17 protein-coding genes and 1 tRNA gene are annotated in these 16,613 nt (G+C 43.6%); 9 read left to right on the forward strand and 9 right to left on the reverse strand.

The features are described from left to right. Positions 1-131: 131 nt before the first annotated feature. The gene (locus tag QWY30_RS15495) at positions 132-1,280 is read right to left on the reverse strand and encodes a mandelate racemase/muconate lactonizing enzyme family protein (protein ID WP_290242557.1); all 1,149 of its coding nucleotides are present in this window, start codon (positions 1,278-1,280) and stop codon (positions 132-134) included. Positions 1,281-1,411: 131 nt separating this feature from the next. Here QWY30_RS15495 and QWY30_RS15500 point away from each other — a divergent pair, with 131 nt between their 5' ends. Then, complete coding sequence (locus QWY30_RS15500) at positions 1,412-2,041, forward strand: MarC family protein (protein ID WP_290242558.1); 630 nt, start codon at positions 1,412-1,414, stop codon at positions 2,039-2,041. A gap of 245 nt (positions 2,042-2,286) precedes the next feature. Here the strand turns inward: QWY30_RS15500 and QWY30_RS15505 are convergent, their stop codons facing one another. After that, positions 2,287-3,060 carry a c-type cytochrome gene (locus QWY30_RS15505; RefSeq protein ID WP_290242559.1) on the reverse strand — a complete coding sequence of 258 codons (774 nt, stop codon included), beginning with the start codon at positions 3,058-3,060 and terminating at the stop codon, positions 2,287-2,289. Positions 3,061-3,219: 159 nt separating this feature from the next. Here QWY30_RS15505 and QWY30_RS15510 point away from each other — a divergent pair, with 159 nt between their 5' ends. Then, positions 3,220-4,494 (forward strand): serine hydrolase domain-containing protein, encoded by a 1,275-nt coding sequence (locus QWY30_RS15510; protein ID WP_290242561.1) that lies wholly within the window; start codon positions 3,220-3,222, stop codon positions 4,492-4,494. Between the two features lie 42 nt (positions 4,495-4,536). Here the strand turns inward: QWY30_RS15510 and QWY30_RS15515 are convergent, their stop codons facing one another. Then, positions 4,537-5,292 carry a carbonic anhydrase gene (locus QWY30_RS15515; protein WP_290242563.1) on the reverse strand — a complete coding sequence of 252 codons (756 nt, stop codon included), beginning with the start codon at positions 5,290-5,292 and terminating at the stop codon, positions 4,537-4,539. An 84-nt stretch (positions 5,293-5,376) separates the two neighbouring features. Further along, positions 5,377-5,847, reverse strand: a complete 471-nt coding sequence (locus QWY30_RS15520; RefSeq protein ID WP_290242565.1) for a hypothetical protein — start codon at positions 5,845-5,847, stop codon at positions 5,377-5,379. Between the two features lie 186 nt (positions 5,848-6,033). Here QWY30_RS15520 and QWY30_RS15525 point away from each other — a divergent pair, with 186 nt between their 5' ends. Beyond that, entirely contained in the window at positions 6,034-6,492 is a 459-nt protein-coding gene (locus tag QWY30_RS15525; protein ID WP_290242567.1) for a hypothetical protein, read from the forward strand. A gap of 60 nt (positions 6,493-6,552) precedes the next feature. On the opposite strand, the gene QWY30_RS15530 is transcribed toward QWY30_RS15525, so the two are convergent. Continuing rightward, positions 6,553-7,092: a hypothetical protein gene (locus tag QWY30_RS15530; RefSeq protein WP_290242569.1), complete on the reverse strand. Its 540-nt coding sequence runs from the start codon at positions 7,090-7,092 to the stop codon at positions 6,553-6,555. A 408-nt stretch (positions 7,093-7,500) separates the two neighbouring features. On the opposite strand from QWY30_RS15530, the gene QWY30_RS15535 reads away from it, so the two are divergent. After that, entirely contained in the window at positions 7,501-7,917 is a 417-nt protein-coding gene (locus tag QWY30_RS15535) for a hypothetical protein (protein ID WP_290242571.1), read from the forward strand. 164 nt (positions 7,918-8,081) lie between these two features. Here QWY30_RS15535 and QWY30_RS15540 read toward each other — a convergent pair whose 3' ends face one another. Then, positions 8,082-8,609 (reverse strand): hypothetical protein, encoded by a 528-nt coding sequence (locus tag QWY30_RS15540; protein ID WP_290242572.1) that lies wholly within the window; start codon positions 8,607-8,609, stop codon positions 8,082-8,084. A 139-nt stretch (positions 8,610-8,748) separates the two neighbouring features. Further along, positions 8,749-9,447: a glutathione S-transferase family protein gene (locus tag QWY30_RS15545; RefSeq protein WP_290242574.1), complete on the reverse strand. Its 699-nt coding sequence runs from the start codon at positions 9,445-9,447 to the stop codon at positions 8,749-8,751. Between the two features lie 446 nt (positions 9,448-9,893). Between QWY30_RS15545 and QWY30_RS15550 the strand changes: the two genes are divergently transcribed. Together QWY30_RS15550 and QWY30_RS15555 are read left to right on the forward strand one after the other, a co-directional pair. Then, positions 9,894-9,968: transfer RNA gene (locus tag QWY30_RS15550), tRNA-Val, on the forward strand. A 174-nt stretch (positions 9,969-10,142) separates the two neighbouring features. After that, positions 10,143-11,492, forward strand: coding sequence for a site-specific integrase (locus QWY30_RS15555; protein ID WP_290242576.1), 1,350 nt, complete (start codon positions 10,143-10,145; stop codon positions 11,490-11,492). 7 nt (positions 11,493-11,499) lie between these two features. On the opposite strand, the gene QWY30_RS15560 is transcribed toward QWY30_RS15555, so the two are convergent. Further along, complete coding sequence (locus tag QWY30_RS15560) at positions 11,500-12,732, reverse strand: DNA cytosine methyltransferase (protein WP_290242578.1); 1,233 nt, start codon at positions 12,730-12,732, stop codon at positions 11,500-11,502. Positions 12,733-12,785: 53 nt separating this feature from the next. Between QWY30_RS15560 and QWY30_RS15565 the strand changes: the two genes are divergently transcribed. Together QWY30_RS15565 and QWY30_RS15570 are read left to right on the forward strand one after the other, a co-directional pair. Beyond that, positions 12,786-13,553 carry a PmeII family type II restriction endonuclease gene (locus QWY30_RS15565; protein WP_290242581.1) on the forward strand — a complete coding sequence of 256 codons (768 nt, stop codon included), beginning with the start codon at positions 12,786-12,788 and terminating at the stop codon, positions 13,551-13,553. Between the two features lie 724 nt (positions 13,554-14,277). After that, positions 14,278-14,526: a hypothetical protein gene (locus QWY30_RS15570; protein ID WP_290242583.1), complete on the forward strand. Its 249-nt coding sequence runs from the start codon at positions 14,278-14,280 to the stop codon at positions 14,524-14,526. Between the two features lie 340 nt (positions 14,527-14,866). Here QWY30_RS15570 and QWY30_RS15575 read toward each other — a convergent pair whose 3' ends face one another. Next, positions 14,867-15,511: a hypothetical protein gene (locus QWY30_RS15575; RefSeq protein ID WP_290242585.1), complete on the reverse strand. Its 645-nt coding sequence runs from the start codon at positions 15,509-15,511 to the stop codon at positions 14,867-14,869. A 211-nt stretch (positions 15,512-15,722) separates the two neighbouring features. Here QWY30_RS15575 and QWY30_RS15580 point away from each other — a divergent pair, with 211 nt between their 5' ends. After that, positions 15,723-16,289 (forward strand): recombinase family protein, encoded by a 567-nt coding sequence (locus tag QWY30_RS15580; protein ID WP_290242587.1) that lies wholly within the window; start codon positions 15,723-15,725, stop codon positions 16,287-16,289. Positions 16,290-16,613 lie beyond the last annotated feature (324 nt).

Consider the following 16,613-nt stretch of genomic DNA (forward strand, 5'->3'; position numbering starts at 1 on the left):
ATTACCGTTTGTGGTTGGTTTAAGAAACTCCACTTTGGCACTTAGATGCCGTTAGGTAAAGCGAGGGCTCTCTGCTTTTCTGTCCCCCTCACTCCCCAGCAGGGAGGGAGGCGTCCATTACATCTCCGATTTTAAAATTTGACGACATAACCTGGACCATCAATCAATGGATACTTTTTAAAGATCGATTCGTCGACTTCGATACCAATACCCGGCTTGTCTAAAGGCTCGACACAGCCATCTTGCCCGATTTCAAAACTGACACCAAACATATCCCGCAAGGGGTTGTAGTGAGATACGCATGCTTCGAAATACTGTGTATTTTCAATCGCCGAAGCAAAATGAATCGTGGCTGCGTGATTCAGGCCAGTCGCTGAACTGTGTGTATTCATCGGAATACGGTGCGCCGAGGCGAGGGCGGCGATGGCCAAACCTTCAGTGATACCGCCGCATTTGGATAGGTCAGGTTGCCAGATACGGATGTCGCCCGCTTCGAGAAGTTGTGCAAACTCAAAGCGTGTGTAATGGTTCTCACCCGCTGCGATCGGAACGAGAGGCGTGATTTTGGCGGCTTCGCGATACGAGGCAAAATCGCTGCATGCGAAGGGCTCCTCTAACCAGCCTGCCTTGATTTCAGCCAATACCGGAAGCACGCGTCTTACATCCGCAATCGTGTAGGCCGTATTCGCGTCCGTCAAAATGTCGATGTCATCGCCCAGTACCTTGCGTACATGCAGGACTCGTTCAATATCTTTTGCCGCAGTGTCACCGAGCCTCAGTTTGACGGCTTTGTAGCCACGGGCCACGTATTCCTGTGCTTCTTCAGCCAGTGACTCTTTAGGCTGATAGCCGAGTGAAATCCCCCCGGCATAGGCCGGTAAACGTCTTTTACTGCCACCAAGCAGTTCATAGAGGGGCATATTGGCGGCTTTGCCACGGATGTCCCACATCGCCATATCGATACCAGCCAAGGCGAGGGATGCACCCGACCCCACACCGTGACTCGAGAGCTGCATCCGATGAACGCGTTTCCAGACGCCAACGCAGTCCGTCGCTTTCATCCCGATCAGCATGGGGGCGAGGGTATTGTGGATCAGGCTGACGACCGCGCCGGGACTACGGCCGGGATGCGCCTCTCCGTATCCGGTAATGCCCTCCGAGGTTTCGACGCGCACGATAATCGCATCGCGCTTCGTTGTACTCCCGATCCCCATGGTGACGGTTTTACCCTGGTCGAGGCGAAACGACAGCGGAATCGCTGTGATGGCAGTGATGTTCAAACTTGTCTCCTGTTTGTTGCTTTGATTTATTTATATCATTATGCGGTAATTTTTGACTGATCCCCTAATATTGCATGCTGTTCGTCAACTAGACTTGAAACAGTTAACAAATGTGATTGATTTCAAAACCTATGAACTTATCTTTCCCTAATGAGTTTTTGTATGAATTTGCAACATTGATTGTTGTTCTTGATCCTCTTGCGACTGTTCCGGTTTTCCTGGCCGTGACGCACGATCTCAATCGGAAAGATGCCTTTCGTGTTGCTTTATACACGGTAGTGATTTCTTTCTTGATTTTGTTGTTTTTTATTATTTTTGGCCAATATTTTCTTAATGCCCTCAATATCCCCATGGCCTCATTTCAGCTCGCCGGCTCGATCATTCTATTTTTGCTTGGGCTTGAAATGATTCGGGGAAGAATAGTCGATGAAAACAGTACAAACGATGGATCTCGAAGCCTGATTCAGCGTGCTGCTTACCCACTTGCGATACCCGTCATCGCTGGAGCCGGAGGGATTTTGACAGTTGTCATGCTCACCAACAACGCTACAAGGACGGTTGTCGAGCAAGTACAAACGACGGTTATTCTGGCATTGTGTTTGTCCGTTCATTTGATTTCGTTTTCCATCGGGCACGCTATCAAAAAATACCTTGGCAAAACGGGTATTGAAACGATCGGTCGAATATTTGGTTTGATCTTGGCCAGTATTGCTGTTTCCGGAATCATTACGGCAATCAAGATTAGTTTTGGGCTGATTTGACTGAATGATTGACAGAGCCAAGCTAATTTACCTGCCTCTTATTTTTCTTTATTGATTAGACTTTTACGGTCAAATCACATGCGCCGCATCAAGCGATGAAAACAAAGGGGAACTGTCGCAAACCTGACGAATACTGACACTCAGGCTTGCCGGGCGTCTTATCAATCTCCACGTCTCTCAAGAGATATTGATAACGATCATGCGCATGACCGTTCAGATATCACTCAGAAAGGTCTGCAGAAAAATTAGTTGGGCTTGAAGGCTGGTCGGGGCTGATGAACAAAAAAATCTGCAATGTCCATCGCTTCCTGTTCCGAAAGAGCGTTAACTTGCCCTTCGGGCATTTTGTAGCGAATGAAGGCGGCGGCTGTGGCGGTTCGTGCCATCCCGGCTCCATCGTTAAAGGATGCATTTCCCCATAATGGGGGAAAAACATAGTTCCCAGTCGGAAGCTTCAAGCCTGCACCTTCTGCACCATGGCAACTTGCACACTTTTGAGCATATAACGCCTGACCCCTTGAGCGATCTGGAGTCAGCTTAAGATCGATGTCTTCAAATCCTCGACCTTTGACACTTTGACCCGTTGGAACACCTGTTGACAGCCACTGTATGTAAGCCAGCATATTGATCATTTCAACCGAGGTATATGACAGCGGTCGGCCATTCATCGATCTCTCAAAACAATCGTTAATTCTTTGGGACAAAGTCACCACCTTGCCGTCCCTCGAGTTGAATTCTGGGAATACCCCCCACAAACCCACGAAAGGTGCGGTTTTGGGAACAGTCCCGCCATTGAGATGACAGCTTGAGCAGTTCAGGGCATTGCCAACATTCTTGGGCAAAAGCATTTGGGTTTCATTGATTATTTTCTTGCCTTGTTTGATTGCCTCACCAAGCTCTCCTTTTGGAATACTCGATTCAGGAGGTACGACAAAATTTGCCAGGTTAGCCTCTGCGTGGGCATAACTGAGAGACCCAAGCATCGTTAAGCATCCCAGGAGTCTAAGTAAGAATGTCATCAAAAATCTCCTCAAACAAGCCTAATCTAGCCGAAAGTCTCAGTGGAAGGTTCATTTGCACTTCATTCATTGAAAAACCAACGAAGCGTAGATGAGGTTATTGTTTGATGATAAATTCAAATAAAAGAATACAAAACAATATTTCCAATGGAGACAACTATGAAATTAGTAAAAACAGCACTTTTCAGTGCACTGACCTTGTGTGCTGGTTTGATTCACGCACAACCTGCGCAGGCTCCACTACCTCTTGCGTCACCTGAATCGCAAGGCTTCTCTGCTGAGGGGGTAAAACGCATCCACAATTTTTTTGCTCAGGAGGTTGCCAACAACCGTATGCCAGGTGCGGTGTTGGCGGTCACTAAAAATGGCAAATTAGTGATTTACGAGGCTTATGGCTATCGTGACAAGGCCACAAAATCTCCGATGACGACGGATACCATCTTTCAGTTGGCATCCATGACAAAGGTCATGACAGCCGCCAGTGCGATGACGTTTTACGAGGAGGGGAATCTGCCTTTGACGATGCCGATTTCCAATTGGTTTCCTCAGTTCAAGGAGCAAAAACTAGGCAAGCTGGGTGCGGACGGAACTTTATCGACGGTTGCAAATAAGACGCCGATTACCGTACAGGATCTGATGCGTCATACCAGTGGTCTGACCTATGGTGGTCGAGGTGCGACACCGATACATAAAGAATTTCCTGGCGGTTCTGTGATTTCAGCGATGCAGTATGACGGGAAACTTGTCATTGACAAGCTCGCGGCTGCGCCGTTGCTGTATGAGCCTGGCACGACATGGGACTATGGTTTTGGTCTCGATGTGCTTGGTCTGATCCAGGAAAAAATGGCAAATAAACGCCTGCAGGAAGTCATGCGTGAACGCCTCTGGAATAAAGTCGGCATGAAGGACACCGGCTTTGATATGTCGGCCAAAGACGCTTCGCGATTTGCTCAACCTCTGCCAGTCGATCCTTTGACTAACAAGCCACAGGCGATAGATATCCTCACTAAGCCGATCAAGTACGACTGCGGCGGCGGTTGTGCCTATGGAACCGCCGGTGACTATATCCGCTTTGGTCAAATGTTGCTGGATGGTGGTTCCATCGATGGCAAACGCGTGCTGGGTCCGCAAACAGTGGCGCTCATGACAGCGGATCACCTTGGAACACAAATTAAAAATCGTGTCGCCGTGACCGAACCTTCAAGGGCGGAATATGGTTTTGGCTTGAGTGTTGCAGTGCGCAAATACAGGGGTGTGTCCGCCATTAACGGAAACGTTGGGGATTACACATGGAACGGCGCCTATGGCACGATGTACTTCGCAGATCCAAAAGAGAACATGGTGGTCGTCATGATGGCGGCCACTCCTGGAGATTTGCGCAAAGAGTATCGTGAGCGGGTCAATGCGCTGATTTACGCCGCACTTGAAAAATAATCCGTCGTTGCCAACACTGGTTTCAAGGGTAGGGGTCAAGCTTTATAGAAACTTGACCCTTCCTGTTGTCAGGTCGTAAATACCGCCAACGATTTTTAATTGGCCAGTTGAGACGCGTTCGCTGAGAATTGGATTGGACTCTTTCAGTTTTGTCACATTGATTTGTACATTCGCCACTGTCGTCGCATTGACCAGATTGTTCGCTTTTACAGTTTTTGACGCCTCTCGAACTGCGGGAGCCAATGCAGTGGTGAGTGATTGAATGTGTCCCGGATACGTTGTGTTTTGAGTGTAGGCTTTCACAGCGGCTTCAATCGCACCGCAACTTGTGTGGCCAAGAACTAAAATTAATGGCGCCTTCAACACTGCAACGGCGTATTCCAGACTCGCAAGAATATCCGTATTGACAAAATTTCCTGCAACCCTTGTTACAAACAAATCCCCGCGGGATTCATCAAAGCAAAGCTCCGGACTGACACGCGAATCTGCGCAGCTCACTACGCAAGCGTAAGGATTCTGTCCCCGACTCAATGCTCCCCTTGTTTCTTTGACATCTACACTCAGAGTATCTGCTTTGACATAGGCTTCGTTGCCAGCGATCATGCGCTCGAGTGCCTGATCGGGTGTCAACACATTAGCGGGTTTTGGCGGTGTCCCTTTAGCAAATGAGGCGCCACTTAAGCCCATCAAACTTGCCGCAGAGGCCATGCCAGCCGTTTTTAACAAACGACGTCGAGCAACGCTCTGCTCAGGCATGAAGGTTGTATTTAAATTTTTACTGATACAGACTAGGCACATGGTGCTGCTCCTGAGGAGTGTTCACGACGAGTCATAAAAACCTCAGGCGCGATTGTTCACTACACTTTATCTACGAATAAATACTTATCGTTCTGCAACAAACTCTGAGCACCATGCTGAATAATTTCCGGCCCAATGTTCAAAAGTTCCGTTAGAGCCACGACTTTCACCACAACCAGACATGCGATCGCCTTCGATATGAAAGATCGCGGAACTATGAAAACTGGCAAGCTGGATGAGCTTGCCATCTGCACTGATGGTTCCTATGTATCGCGTCTGACCGTATGCCGAGCGATACATCAGATCAAGATGACGACCTTTTTGTTCTACGACTTCAAGAGTTCCTGGAACAGTAAAGACGTTAAATTCATCACCTTGCTTTCCTTTATCAGGAGAGGAAGGGTTGTTGGGATTGTGTCCGATGGTCACCCCAACAGAGGTGCCTGTTGAGATCCCTTTCCAGTTTTTACTCAGGCTTGGTACGGTTTGAGACAAAGCTGGCTTTGCCAGAACTAAAGCGAGCAATAACAGTGTCGTTTTGATTGTTTTATTCATAAAGTTGATTCCGGTTGGGGATAACTCAATCGATTCAAATTTCACTCATTAACAGCATAGTCCAATTGAAACTATGAAATTTGAATTTTTATAGGCAGAAAAGAAATGTCAGTATTCGTCAGTTTGTGCATGAAGACTGATTTGAGTTCCATCTTCAATAAGCTGATTCTCTATTAAAATTATCGGATGAATAGCGAACTTAGAACTCTAGTCGATCAAGTGCGATTAAATGCGCCAGAGATGGAGAGGACGCGCTATGAGTTTTGTTTTGCCTGTGCTTCTCTAGTTAATCACCTTTTAGAGCTCGATGAGGCACTTTCCGCGTATCAAGACTTCAGGTTGTATCTGGACGGTCAACTCAGTCAGGCCGAGTTTGAAAATCTTCAAAAGTCCATTCTCAGTATCGCTAATAAACACCAAGGCTCTAAGTCACTCGATGGCACAAAGCATTCTGCCGTTTCTGCGACATATGCATTAGCGAATGCGATTAACGGTCATGCGGTCGCCGCAGCTGAATATGCAGCCTATTCAAGAATATACGGCTATGGTGGGTACGCCGTAGGTGATTTGGAAAGCTATCAAGAAGAATACGCCGAGCAAGTCAAGATCTTGAAGAGTTTGATAGAAAAACAAGAAAGGAAATAGGAAGCTCCTCTTAGGCTAGTTTTATACCAAGGTTCAAAATCTGAACCTTGAAATCAAACGTTACGGATTCACGAGTCCTTGCATTGATGCACGTAATAAAATACTTGCATCATTTGCATCATCTACCCACTTTGAATAAGCTCGATTCACTTCTCCCATGGTCTTTAGTCGACCAGTTAAAACATCTGCCATGCCTGCGTCTAAGATTTGAAACGCATCTCTGTACAGCAGCAGGACACGAATATTTTTATCGCCTAGGTTGTCAAAAAGCTCTTTTCTACAAGCAATTTGCTGAGGCCGAAACTTCACCAAAGCATCCTTGAATGCCTGGTTGACGGGAGTTTTTGAAGTTAGGCTTTGAAGATAACGAGGGTCTTCAGAGCCGATCACGAGCTCATTAAATTGTGGACTCGTTTGGCGTCTTTCTGCTTGCCAAGCCCTGTTGCAAGCAATGAATTTCGAGTTTGCGTGATCCCAAGCTTTGAGGTTTTCTGCATCCCTCTGCTGCATGGCAGTTTTGTGCGGGTCAGACGAAGAGCACCCCATTAATATCAGGCTGGAGAGTAGACAAAAAAACAAACTTTTCAATCTGATAGTCATGGGGCGACCTTTTAATATCGAGTGACACATTTCAAGCAGACTTTAGTGCTTCCTTCAAGTCCTCTGGACGATTGAACCCCCACATTTCTTCCGACATTTTTATCTCCTATCCTAGGTTGTCAAAGTGACAAGATATTGCAGGAAAATGATTTCGTCAATCTGCTTTTCACCAAGATAAATTCAATCTATCTATAAATTTTATTTCTGTTTCACTCTGAATGAATCCAATCATCTTGGATAACGACAAATACTGACAAAATAAAACCAAAAAAGACCGGACTGTATATCTTCAACTAAGATCAACGACACTTAAATGCACTTTTTCATTGATGCGTAAGCCCTACAGAATTTATATGCATTCAGTTGAGTTGTGATCATTCCATCGAAATTTTTAAAAAGGAGACACTCATGAAAAACTTAGTTATACCTATGCTTGCAAAAGAGTGGAGTGGCACGCTCACACTCACATCAATGGGCGCAACCTCCGTCCACAACCCAACTCATCAATCATTTCGTGACGATGGGAAAAAGGAGCCACCAACCTGGAATTCTTATGTTCAACCACGCAAGATCATTATTACGAAGCAGGATGACCGTCATATCGCATTCACCGTGAAGGGACCTCGAGCTGATTCGTTCTGGGTCGGAACTTTGTCAGCCGATGGCAAGGAGGTGGTCTACGCAAGCAAGCACGGAACTGGCATTGGAAAAATTGAAGGCAACCGAATGACTGGCTGTGGTAGCTCTCGGGGTATCGATGGTAATTTTGAGCATTGGCTCGAGCATTACGCTGCGTGGTACTGGGAATTTACTAGTAACGAATGATGGGATAGCGAATTTTCATTTCAACTCAGGCACCAAAATGAAAGAAGCCAACCTGATGGTTGGCTTCTGAAGCGATACATTTAGTCGTATCGAAGTCTAAGCGGATTTCAAAATCTCTTTAATATCTTCGGGCATTGCAAAACCATCCCATTCCCCAGGCATCATCATCTCCTTTGTTCGTGATTTGCTAAGAGATCCATCAGCCGAACCCTTCTCTCGGCGATTTCAATATTATAGGCAACATAAACTTTATTCACATCTCCCATTGTTTTTAACTGACCATCAAGAATTTTTACAATCCCATTGTCTAGTTCATAAAAGTTCTTCTGATACATCATCTTGATTTCTTGATGACCGTTACCAAGCGCTTCGAAAAATGCCTTCCGACAAGCAATTTGTTCAGGTCGGTATTTAATTAAGCTATCTTTCAATTCCTTTGTCAAAGGTGACTTTGAGGTCATTTTTTCCAGGTACAACGGGTCATGAGGTCCAGTAACCAACTGTTTCCATTGGGGAGCATATGCAACGACCTGCTCCCAACGGGCTTTTCTACAAGCTTTAAATTGGTCTGCAGCTTCACTCCAGCTTGACGCTTGATTGCCCACTATATTTTTGGGCTGGTCTGTTGCACATCCAGCGAGCGCGATAGCCAGCGAGAATACACATGCGATTGAAGCGAGATTGATATTCATTTCGATGTTTTCATTTAATTTGCTTTGCTGATTAAATGTAGCACTACGCTTCGAATTGAAATAAAAATGTCAGAATTCGTCAAAATCGTACTAATTTGGATTTCAGATGATTGGATTTCAGATGAATCCAAGCCAGTTGCTAGATTGGGAAATTAGGACTCGTCCTCAAGTCTTGAACGATTAAACCCATATTCTCGATTTCAATGTCATGTGACTGATCGCGTACAGTCTCATTCAGCGCAGCCTGTTCCCATTCAATCATTGCAGGATGATTCAATAGTTTTTCTACATAAGTCTGAGAACGATCGGTCAACAAAATTCCGTATGTTCGAAATCTAAATGCAACTGGACCAAAGAATGCATCAGCCGCAGTGAAATCATCTCCAGCTAGCCATGCACCATTAAATCGATCAAATCCGTCAGCCCACAAACTTTCAATTCGAGCAATATCAGATTTAAGGGCAGCACTCATTTCGTGAAGACGTACCCGAACGCCCACACTCATCGAACATTCGTTTCTTAAGGCAGAGAAACTGGAGTGCATCTCTGCGCATGCACTTCGAGCCCAAGCCCGATTGACTTTTTCAGATGGCCAAACATCTGGGTACTCTTCAGCTAGATATTCGACAATAGATAGAGTGTCCCAGATATGAAATCCATTACTCACTAAGACCGGCACCTTGGCGCTTGGGGATAAGGTACCAAATGTGCTTGGTGTTCCTGGAGATGAAAAGTAATGAAGCTTCTCTACAAACGGAATATCAAGGGCTCTCATAAGTAGCCAAGGGCGCAAAGACCAAGATGAATAGTTTTTATTCGCGATGTGAAGTTCAAACATTGATGACATTCCTGATGCTAGATAATGAAATTATCATATTGCGAATGAAACATTAAATTTCTCCAATAATTTAAGTCCTTCCATAACGACACTCCCACCACCGTCCAGTAACGAGACGCTGCGATCAATTATTTGTTATTTGATGGACCAGCTTTTACCAAAGAGTTGTCAATCTCTCCTAAAACACTCCGTGTACTACTAGTAGTACAGAAATTTAACGAAAAATATCGCTTTACGACTCAAGGCTGGCTTATGGAGTTGATCGTGTAGCTGCGAAGTTCTTCAGTAAGAAGGTGTCTGGTATATGGCGAATTTTTTTATGTTTTCAAACTGATTTCTTCACAAAATCAATGAGATGAGAGTAGTGCTTCTAGTCTGTGTATAATCACAAAGTTGAACTTCGCGTTCACTCCAATCAAGCAAACCGATCGCGTTTGTTATCGATTGGGCGGTTAGCTCAGTGGTAGAGCACTGCCTTCACACGGCAGGGGTCACAAGTTCGAAACTTGTACCGCCCACCAAAAATACTCTTTAATATCAAAAACTTACAGCGTTTTCACTCATCTAGAAATGAGGCAAAAGTAGAACAAATATACTGTTCTACTTTTTTACGCTATGTCTCGCTTTTTTTATCAAAACACTTTACCTTTAAGAACTACAACTTGAACAACGGTTGGCACTTGAAGTGAGATGTGATGAGAGATAACAAAGAGGTTTCTTCTGTATCTTCAAAGGACTCGGGGGCGAGACATAGGACAGCCGCTACAGAAAAAGCGTCTGTGCCTGGGTATCCCGACAAACTATTCATATTCAAAACAGAGGCAACTTCGTACTGGCAAGTTCGTTATTACGTTGGTGGACGGGTCGTCAAAAAAAGTACGAAACAGACTGGTAAAGCGGCTGCCATAGCCTTTGCCAAAGAGTTTTATGACACTGTTACACACAACTTTCGGTTAGGCATTAACACTACATCGTTCGCCAACTTTGAAGTTTGTACTAGAGAGTTGATGAAAGATGAAAAGTCGAAATACAGCCGTGGAGAAATAACAAAAACGACGTATGACAATATGAACTATCGTTTTGATAAGTCTGTGTTGCCATTTTTTAGACAATATGAAGTCGGTCAAATAGACTACTTTCTTGTTGAAAAGTATCTTCACGAGTTGAGTGAAAAAGACCTGACTACTTCAACTATCAGCGCTTATCTAAGACTGGTTCATAAGGTTTTGGACTATGCCGTAAAACGTCATCTCATAACGTCTATTCCAGCCTTTCCAAAAGTTCGTGTGTTGGACGTGGCACGAGGTTGGTTTACAACTGGTGAGTATCGTACTCTCTGGGGAGCGGCTAAGCGGTATGTCGGCGTGAAGATGGAAGTTCGTAAATACAAAAATAAAGATGGAGAGACAGAAACTCAATACATCAAGTCAAGCGCTAAGAAAGGAAAGTTAGGTGACTTGATGAGAAACGTTGAGATGACGGAAGACCTTCGTCGTTTAGTGGTGTTTATGACGAACAGTTATATTCGACCAACAGATATCAAGTTTATGAAACACAAACACGTAGATATCGTACGAAGTGAGTATACGTACTTACGTCTACGTATACCTCCGACAAAAGGGCACAGTAACCCAATAACTACGATGCCCAGCGCTGTCGAAACATATTTGAAGTTGAAGGCTTATCACGAGAAAAAGTTTGGTTCAGTCAGTGCCGAAGACTACGTCTTTTTGCCTCAATACCGAGACAACAGAGACTATGCCTTGAAACAACTTCAGAGACAGTTTGAGATACTGATGTGGGATACCAACTTAGGTGAGGGTAGCGATGGTGAACAACGAACTCTCTATTCGTTGAGACACACCGCCATTATGTATCGCCTTTTGTACGGAGATGCCATCAACACTTTGGCGCTTGCCAGAAACGCTCGTACAAGCGTTGAAATGATAGACCGCTTTTACGCCAAACCGCTTACCGGTGAAATGAATGTTGGAATGTTACAGTCCAAAAGACGTCGTCACCGGTATTTCGACGGAGATGGATAACTAGTTGTTATGTTGGTTTTTTAGTGAGTTGGTTCAACGCTGACACGATAGCCTGACCAATGGCTTCCGCTAAGTTCACAGGTACAGCGTTACCTATCTGTTTGTACTGAGATGAAAGCGAGCCAGCGAAAGCCCAGTCATCAGGAAATGTTTGTATACGGGCATATTCTCTGACAGTAAAAGGTCTTGTCTCTTCGGGATGACAACGTTCAGTTTGTTTTTGAGCCGGGGCACAAGTTAAAGTCAATGACGGCTCATCCCAACTCATTCTTCTTGCCATTCCTGTTTTTCCACCTCCAAGAAAAAATGAGTTCTTCATATATGACTTTTGAACTGGTAGTGGCAAGTCACGCCAGTAGCCTCCGGGAGGAACCATATCCATAACTATGGCTTTATCTTTTGGATATTTTTGGCCTGATGAAGTTGGGACGTCAATGTCATAAAGAACTCCTTTCTTCAGAGCGTCTTTAAGCGTCAGTATTTTTTTATTTGGTGAAGGAAACTCGAAGTTGATATTCAAGTCCTTTCTTATGCCTACTATGAAAAGACGCTCTCTCTTTTGAGGTACGTTGTAGAAAATAGCCTTTAAAACTTGTGGAGGAATAACTCTGTAGCCTAGTTCTTCCAAAATGGACGTCATACCAGCGACAGTTTTGCCATTTTCGTGTGTCAAAAGACCTCTGACATTTTCTCCTACAGCGATGAGTGGGTTGGTTTCTTTTATAGCCCGAGCGAACTCATAGAAAAGTGTTCCACGGGCATCTTCAAAGCCCAGTTTCTTTCCGGCATAACTAAATGCCTGACAAGGAAAGCCTCCCGTCACTACATCGACCTCGCCAGCGTAGGGAGTGAAGTCTATCTTCGAGACGTCGCCTTCAACAACATTCCATTTAGGTCTGTTTACTCTCAAAGTTTGGCAGGCGTTCTTGTCTATTTCATTCAGAAGAACACAACTCAACCCGGCTTTCTCCAGCCCAAGAGCGAGACCACCAGCGCCGGCGAACAGTTCGATAGTTCGATATTTACGTTTGGCTTTCACTTTCTTGACGTCTGGCTTACTATCAAACAGGAAGCCAAGTTGTTCAAATATTTTTAGGTCATTAGGTTTATACATTCGATAGCCATTCACTGGGTGTCGAACGGAGTTGAGTTTGCCGCTCGTATCCCATCGTCTTAACGTTTCTTTTGAAACGGACAACATATCGGCAACTTCTGAAAGTGATAGTAGTTTTTTGTTCATACAACGTTATACAACCTTAGTCAGGGTTATGTCAACAACAAGGGGCATTTTTTATGTCGATACAAAATACATCACCTGAAAACGCTGAGGTTTTAGAGAAGGCAAAAACTTGGTTTAAGAAACGTATCGTTGATACCCATATCATTCGAACCGACAGTTTGAAAGTTGTTACAGAGTTCAACATCAACCCATTTACTGCCCCGTATCTGTCGGCTTTCCTTACTGGTGATGTCACAGCCGAAGGAATAGCGAAAGCGTTGGTCTATCCAAGAGTTCTTGGAACTTCGATATCTACTTCTTTTGGACAAAACTTACAAAGTTTTATTTCGGAAGTTTTGAGCGATGCCTTTGGTTCACTTGTTTCTGGTATCGACATTTCGTTCATCGATAAAACTGACGGACGCCAGAAACACGCTCAACTGAAACTGGGTCCAAATACGATAAATGCCGATGACGTGACGACTATTCATAACCATTTCAGTGGTATTCGAAACTTAGCCAGAACCAACCAAGTTTCGGTTGGAGTTGCCGACTTGGTTGTCTGTGTGATGTATGGCACTGAGGCTGATGTCAGTGGTCACTATAAAAGTTTGAGAGATAACCATCACTATCCTTTGTTCGTTGGTAAAGAGTTTTGGTATCGACTTACGGGTGATGAGGCTTTTTTCGCTAAGTTAGTACAGGCCATTTCTCAAACGTTGGGCGAAGTCAACGCTTCCGAAACAGTTGATGGTGTTATTCGTCAACTGGCAAACACTAGTGAAATACAAGCGCTTGCCTCTATAGCCAGAAGCGCTCAAACGTCACAAGATAGTCAGTGAACATTCAAAAGTGTTGACAGTACTTTTTTAAGCGTAGGTCGAACGAATGGTGTTACGTTGTGAGAACTACTGAGTTTGATGTCACGCTCATTCATAAGAATAGAGCCTTTCTTTGTGTCTAAAAAGTATTTGTGGATACGTTTGTCCAGGTGACAGAAATGTTGGGCAAGTGTGTTCGGTGTGAAATGAGCGCTTTTCGCTGTTGGAAATAGAGGCTCGTGTAGTTGAGTACGGTCAACCGAGTTGAGTGACAGTTCTGAAATGTTGAGAAGAGAAAACAAATATTCACTAAGTTCTTCTCTTATGTCGTCAGATATCTCAAAGCGAGACCAGTCCAAAGAACTTGTGTAGATACGACTGATGGTCATATCTGGGTTGAGTATGTCTGAAACCTTCATTGTGGCGATGTCTTTGATACGAAGGTTTTGTCTCAAAGCGAACAACGCTCGGTTTCTTCGCCCCCAACGTGAACTTGAACACAAATATTGAAGTACTTGTGAAAGTGACGTGTTACAGGGAAGTTTGTTCATCATCATATTTTTTGTTCCTTTTCGATATATCTGTATTTATTCGTTTCGAAGGTATTTATTTGTTTTTCTTAGGCTATGAAAACAAATATTCATAACTTAGATGAATAGGAAAACAAATAAATAGAGATATGAACAACTACTCCTACCTATTCGAAGTCGATATGCCAAGTCCTATACAGTTGTTGGAAGTACAGATGAGTACTTTGGCTGACTTGTGGGACTGTCGAGATATGGACAAATGTTTGAACCTGAAACAGTTTGTAGATATTTTGAAGTTGGATATCGACGAAGAAATACAGGATATTTGGCTACCCATATTTCGAAATAAGAAAAATATTCGACAGGCGCTTTGTGTATTGAAAGATGGATATGACGAAACTATTTTGAGTGACTTATGTATTTTTTATATGTCAGTCTTAGAGAGTGAAGATGAAAATAAATGAACTGATAACTGATGGAAAAACTTATGGCGCTGATACTCACACTCTCAGTCCTGAACAACTACAAGTAAAGTCATTGAAAGACAAGTCAAAACAACTGAATATTCAAGCGAAGAAAGTGTCGGCTCAACAGAATGTTCAGAAGGCACAGGCTAAGTTGAACAAGATAAGTCAGAGTAGTCTCAGTTGATACCTTCTTAGATAAGTTTTTCAGTTCGTTGTTCAGTTCTTTTTATTCTTCAAGATATTTTAGATAAAGTTCATCTATTGACATATCAAATATGTCTACCAAACGACGAACTTCACTCAGGACTTGTTGTCGTGTTTTTAGGAAAAGACTGGTCTATTGAAAGTACAGTCTATCGAGTTGTTTGGTATTCAACTCTTTTGTTATGTATCCGAGCCATTCAGTATCGGCTATGTCTATCTTGTAGTGATACCGTTCTTCAAGTGGAAGAGGGGGGAACTTTTTATTTCGTTTCTTCTGAGCCTCAGTTTCAAAAAGAAAGTCATCGTTCATTTGAACAACTCGATGAATGATGTTGAAAAACTTCTTACAGTTCATATTGTCTGGAAGGCTGAAAGCGAAATGAGTATGAAGACTTTTCAGACTTTTCTCACCTTCGATAACAAACAGGGTTGTTATTTTTTTGTCGTAGCGTTTATAGGCGTTCTTGTAGACCACTCTATTCAGGACATCGACGAACTTGACGCTAATACGATACAAGTCATCGTGTGACATTCGGCGTTGTGGCATCAGTGTCAAAGATACAGGTAGTTTTGGAAGCGCTTTGTGAAAGTCGTTTGTTGAACTGAGAGCGAGTTCTCTATCACTAAGATATCCTTGAAACCAAGAGCGATATAAGTCTCTATTTGACTGATAGCCTTTGTTTTCTCTGAAATAGGTCAAGTTCTCAAGAGCGTTCATATCTTCGTGGATAACGCCTGTACGCTGGAACAGGCGTGTTTGTATTTGTTCGTTATTCATAAAGGTATTTATCTTTTAAAAACAAATATCAAATATTTCCATAAAACTAATGAATATTTAGTTTTCAGCGTAAAGTTAGACTACACGCTAAGTTGACATATAGATATCGCTTAAAAAGTGTCAAAATAGGGTCATTTTAAAATAACTTGACATACTGTCCATAAATGTCTAGACTCTAACTTTACAGAATATGATATTCAAGGAAAGTTAAATGACAAAAGGTCAACTCGTCGGTTATGTCCGAGTCAGTTCTGAGGCACAAAACACGGCTCGTCAGACTGAGGCGCTTAACGCTATGAACTTAGATAAAGTGTTCACAGATAAAGCGAGCGGAAAAGATACTGACAGGCCCCAACTTAAAGCGGCATTCGCTCACTTACGTGAAGGCGATACTTTTGTCATTTATTCAATGGACAGACTGTCTCGCTCATTATCTGACTTGATAACAACTGTTAAAAGTTTGACAAGTCAGGGCGTGAGAGTTCAGTTCATCAAAGAGGCTTTGACATTCACCAATGAGGAAAGTCCGATGGCAAACTTGTTACTCGGCTTGATGGGCTCTTTGGCTGAGTGGGAAAGGGCAGTCATCAAAGAAAGACAGATGGCTGGTATCGCTATAGCGAAAGAGAGCGGGGTGTACAAAGGCCGAAAAAAGGCGCTCTCAGATAAGGAGGTAGAGGAGGCTCGTTCTTTGGCAGCGTCGGGAGTTAAAAAGTCACACATCGCTGAGAGGTTCGGTATTTCTCGTCAAACACTCTATAAATATCTCGGCGTATAGTGTGTTGAAATACGATAAAAAACAACAAACTACTGTTCTACTAAAGTGTTCTACTTTGTTAAAAGTTGGTAAAATACATTATTTTACAACAACTTACGTATAAGTTATACGTCTTCACACGGCAGGGGTCACAAGTTCGAACCTTGTACCGCCCACCAAAATAATCAATAAAATCAGGCTCTACGGCTCTACCCCATGGCTCTACCCCATTAACGGGGGATCAGCAGTATCCATCAAACATCAGCACTCATCAAACACGGCTAAATACGCCGTTCCAACCGCAGTGGGCCAAGACCCTGAGCCGGTAATTCTCAAAGTTCCTAA

This window comes from Zwartia panacis, assembly GCF_030410395.1.
In the GTDB taxonomy this organism is placed as follows: Bacteria; Pseudomonadota; Gammaproteobacteria; order Burkholderiales; family Burkholderiaceae_B; genus Zwartia; species Zwartia panacis.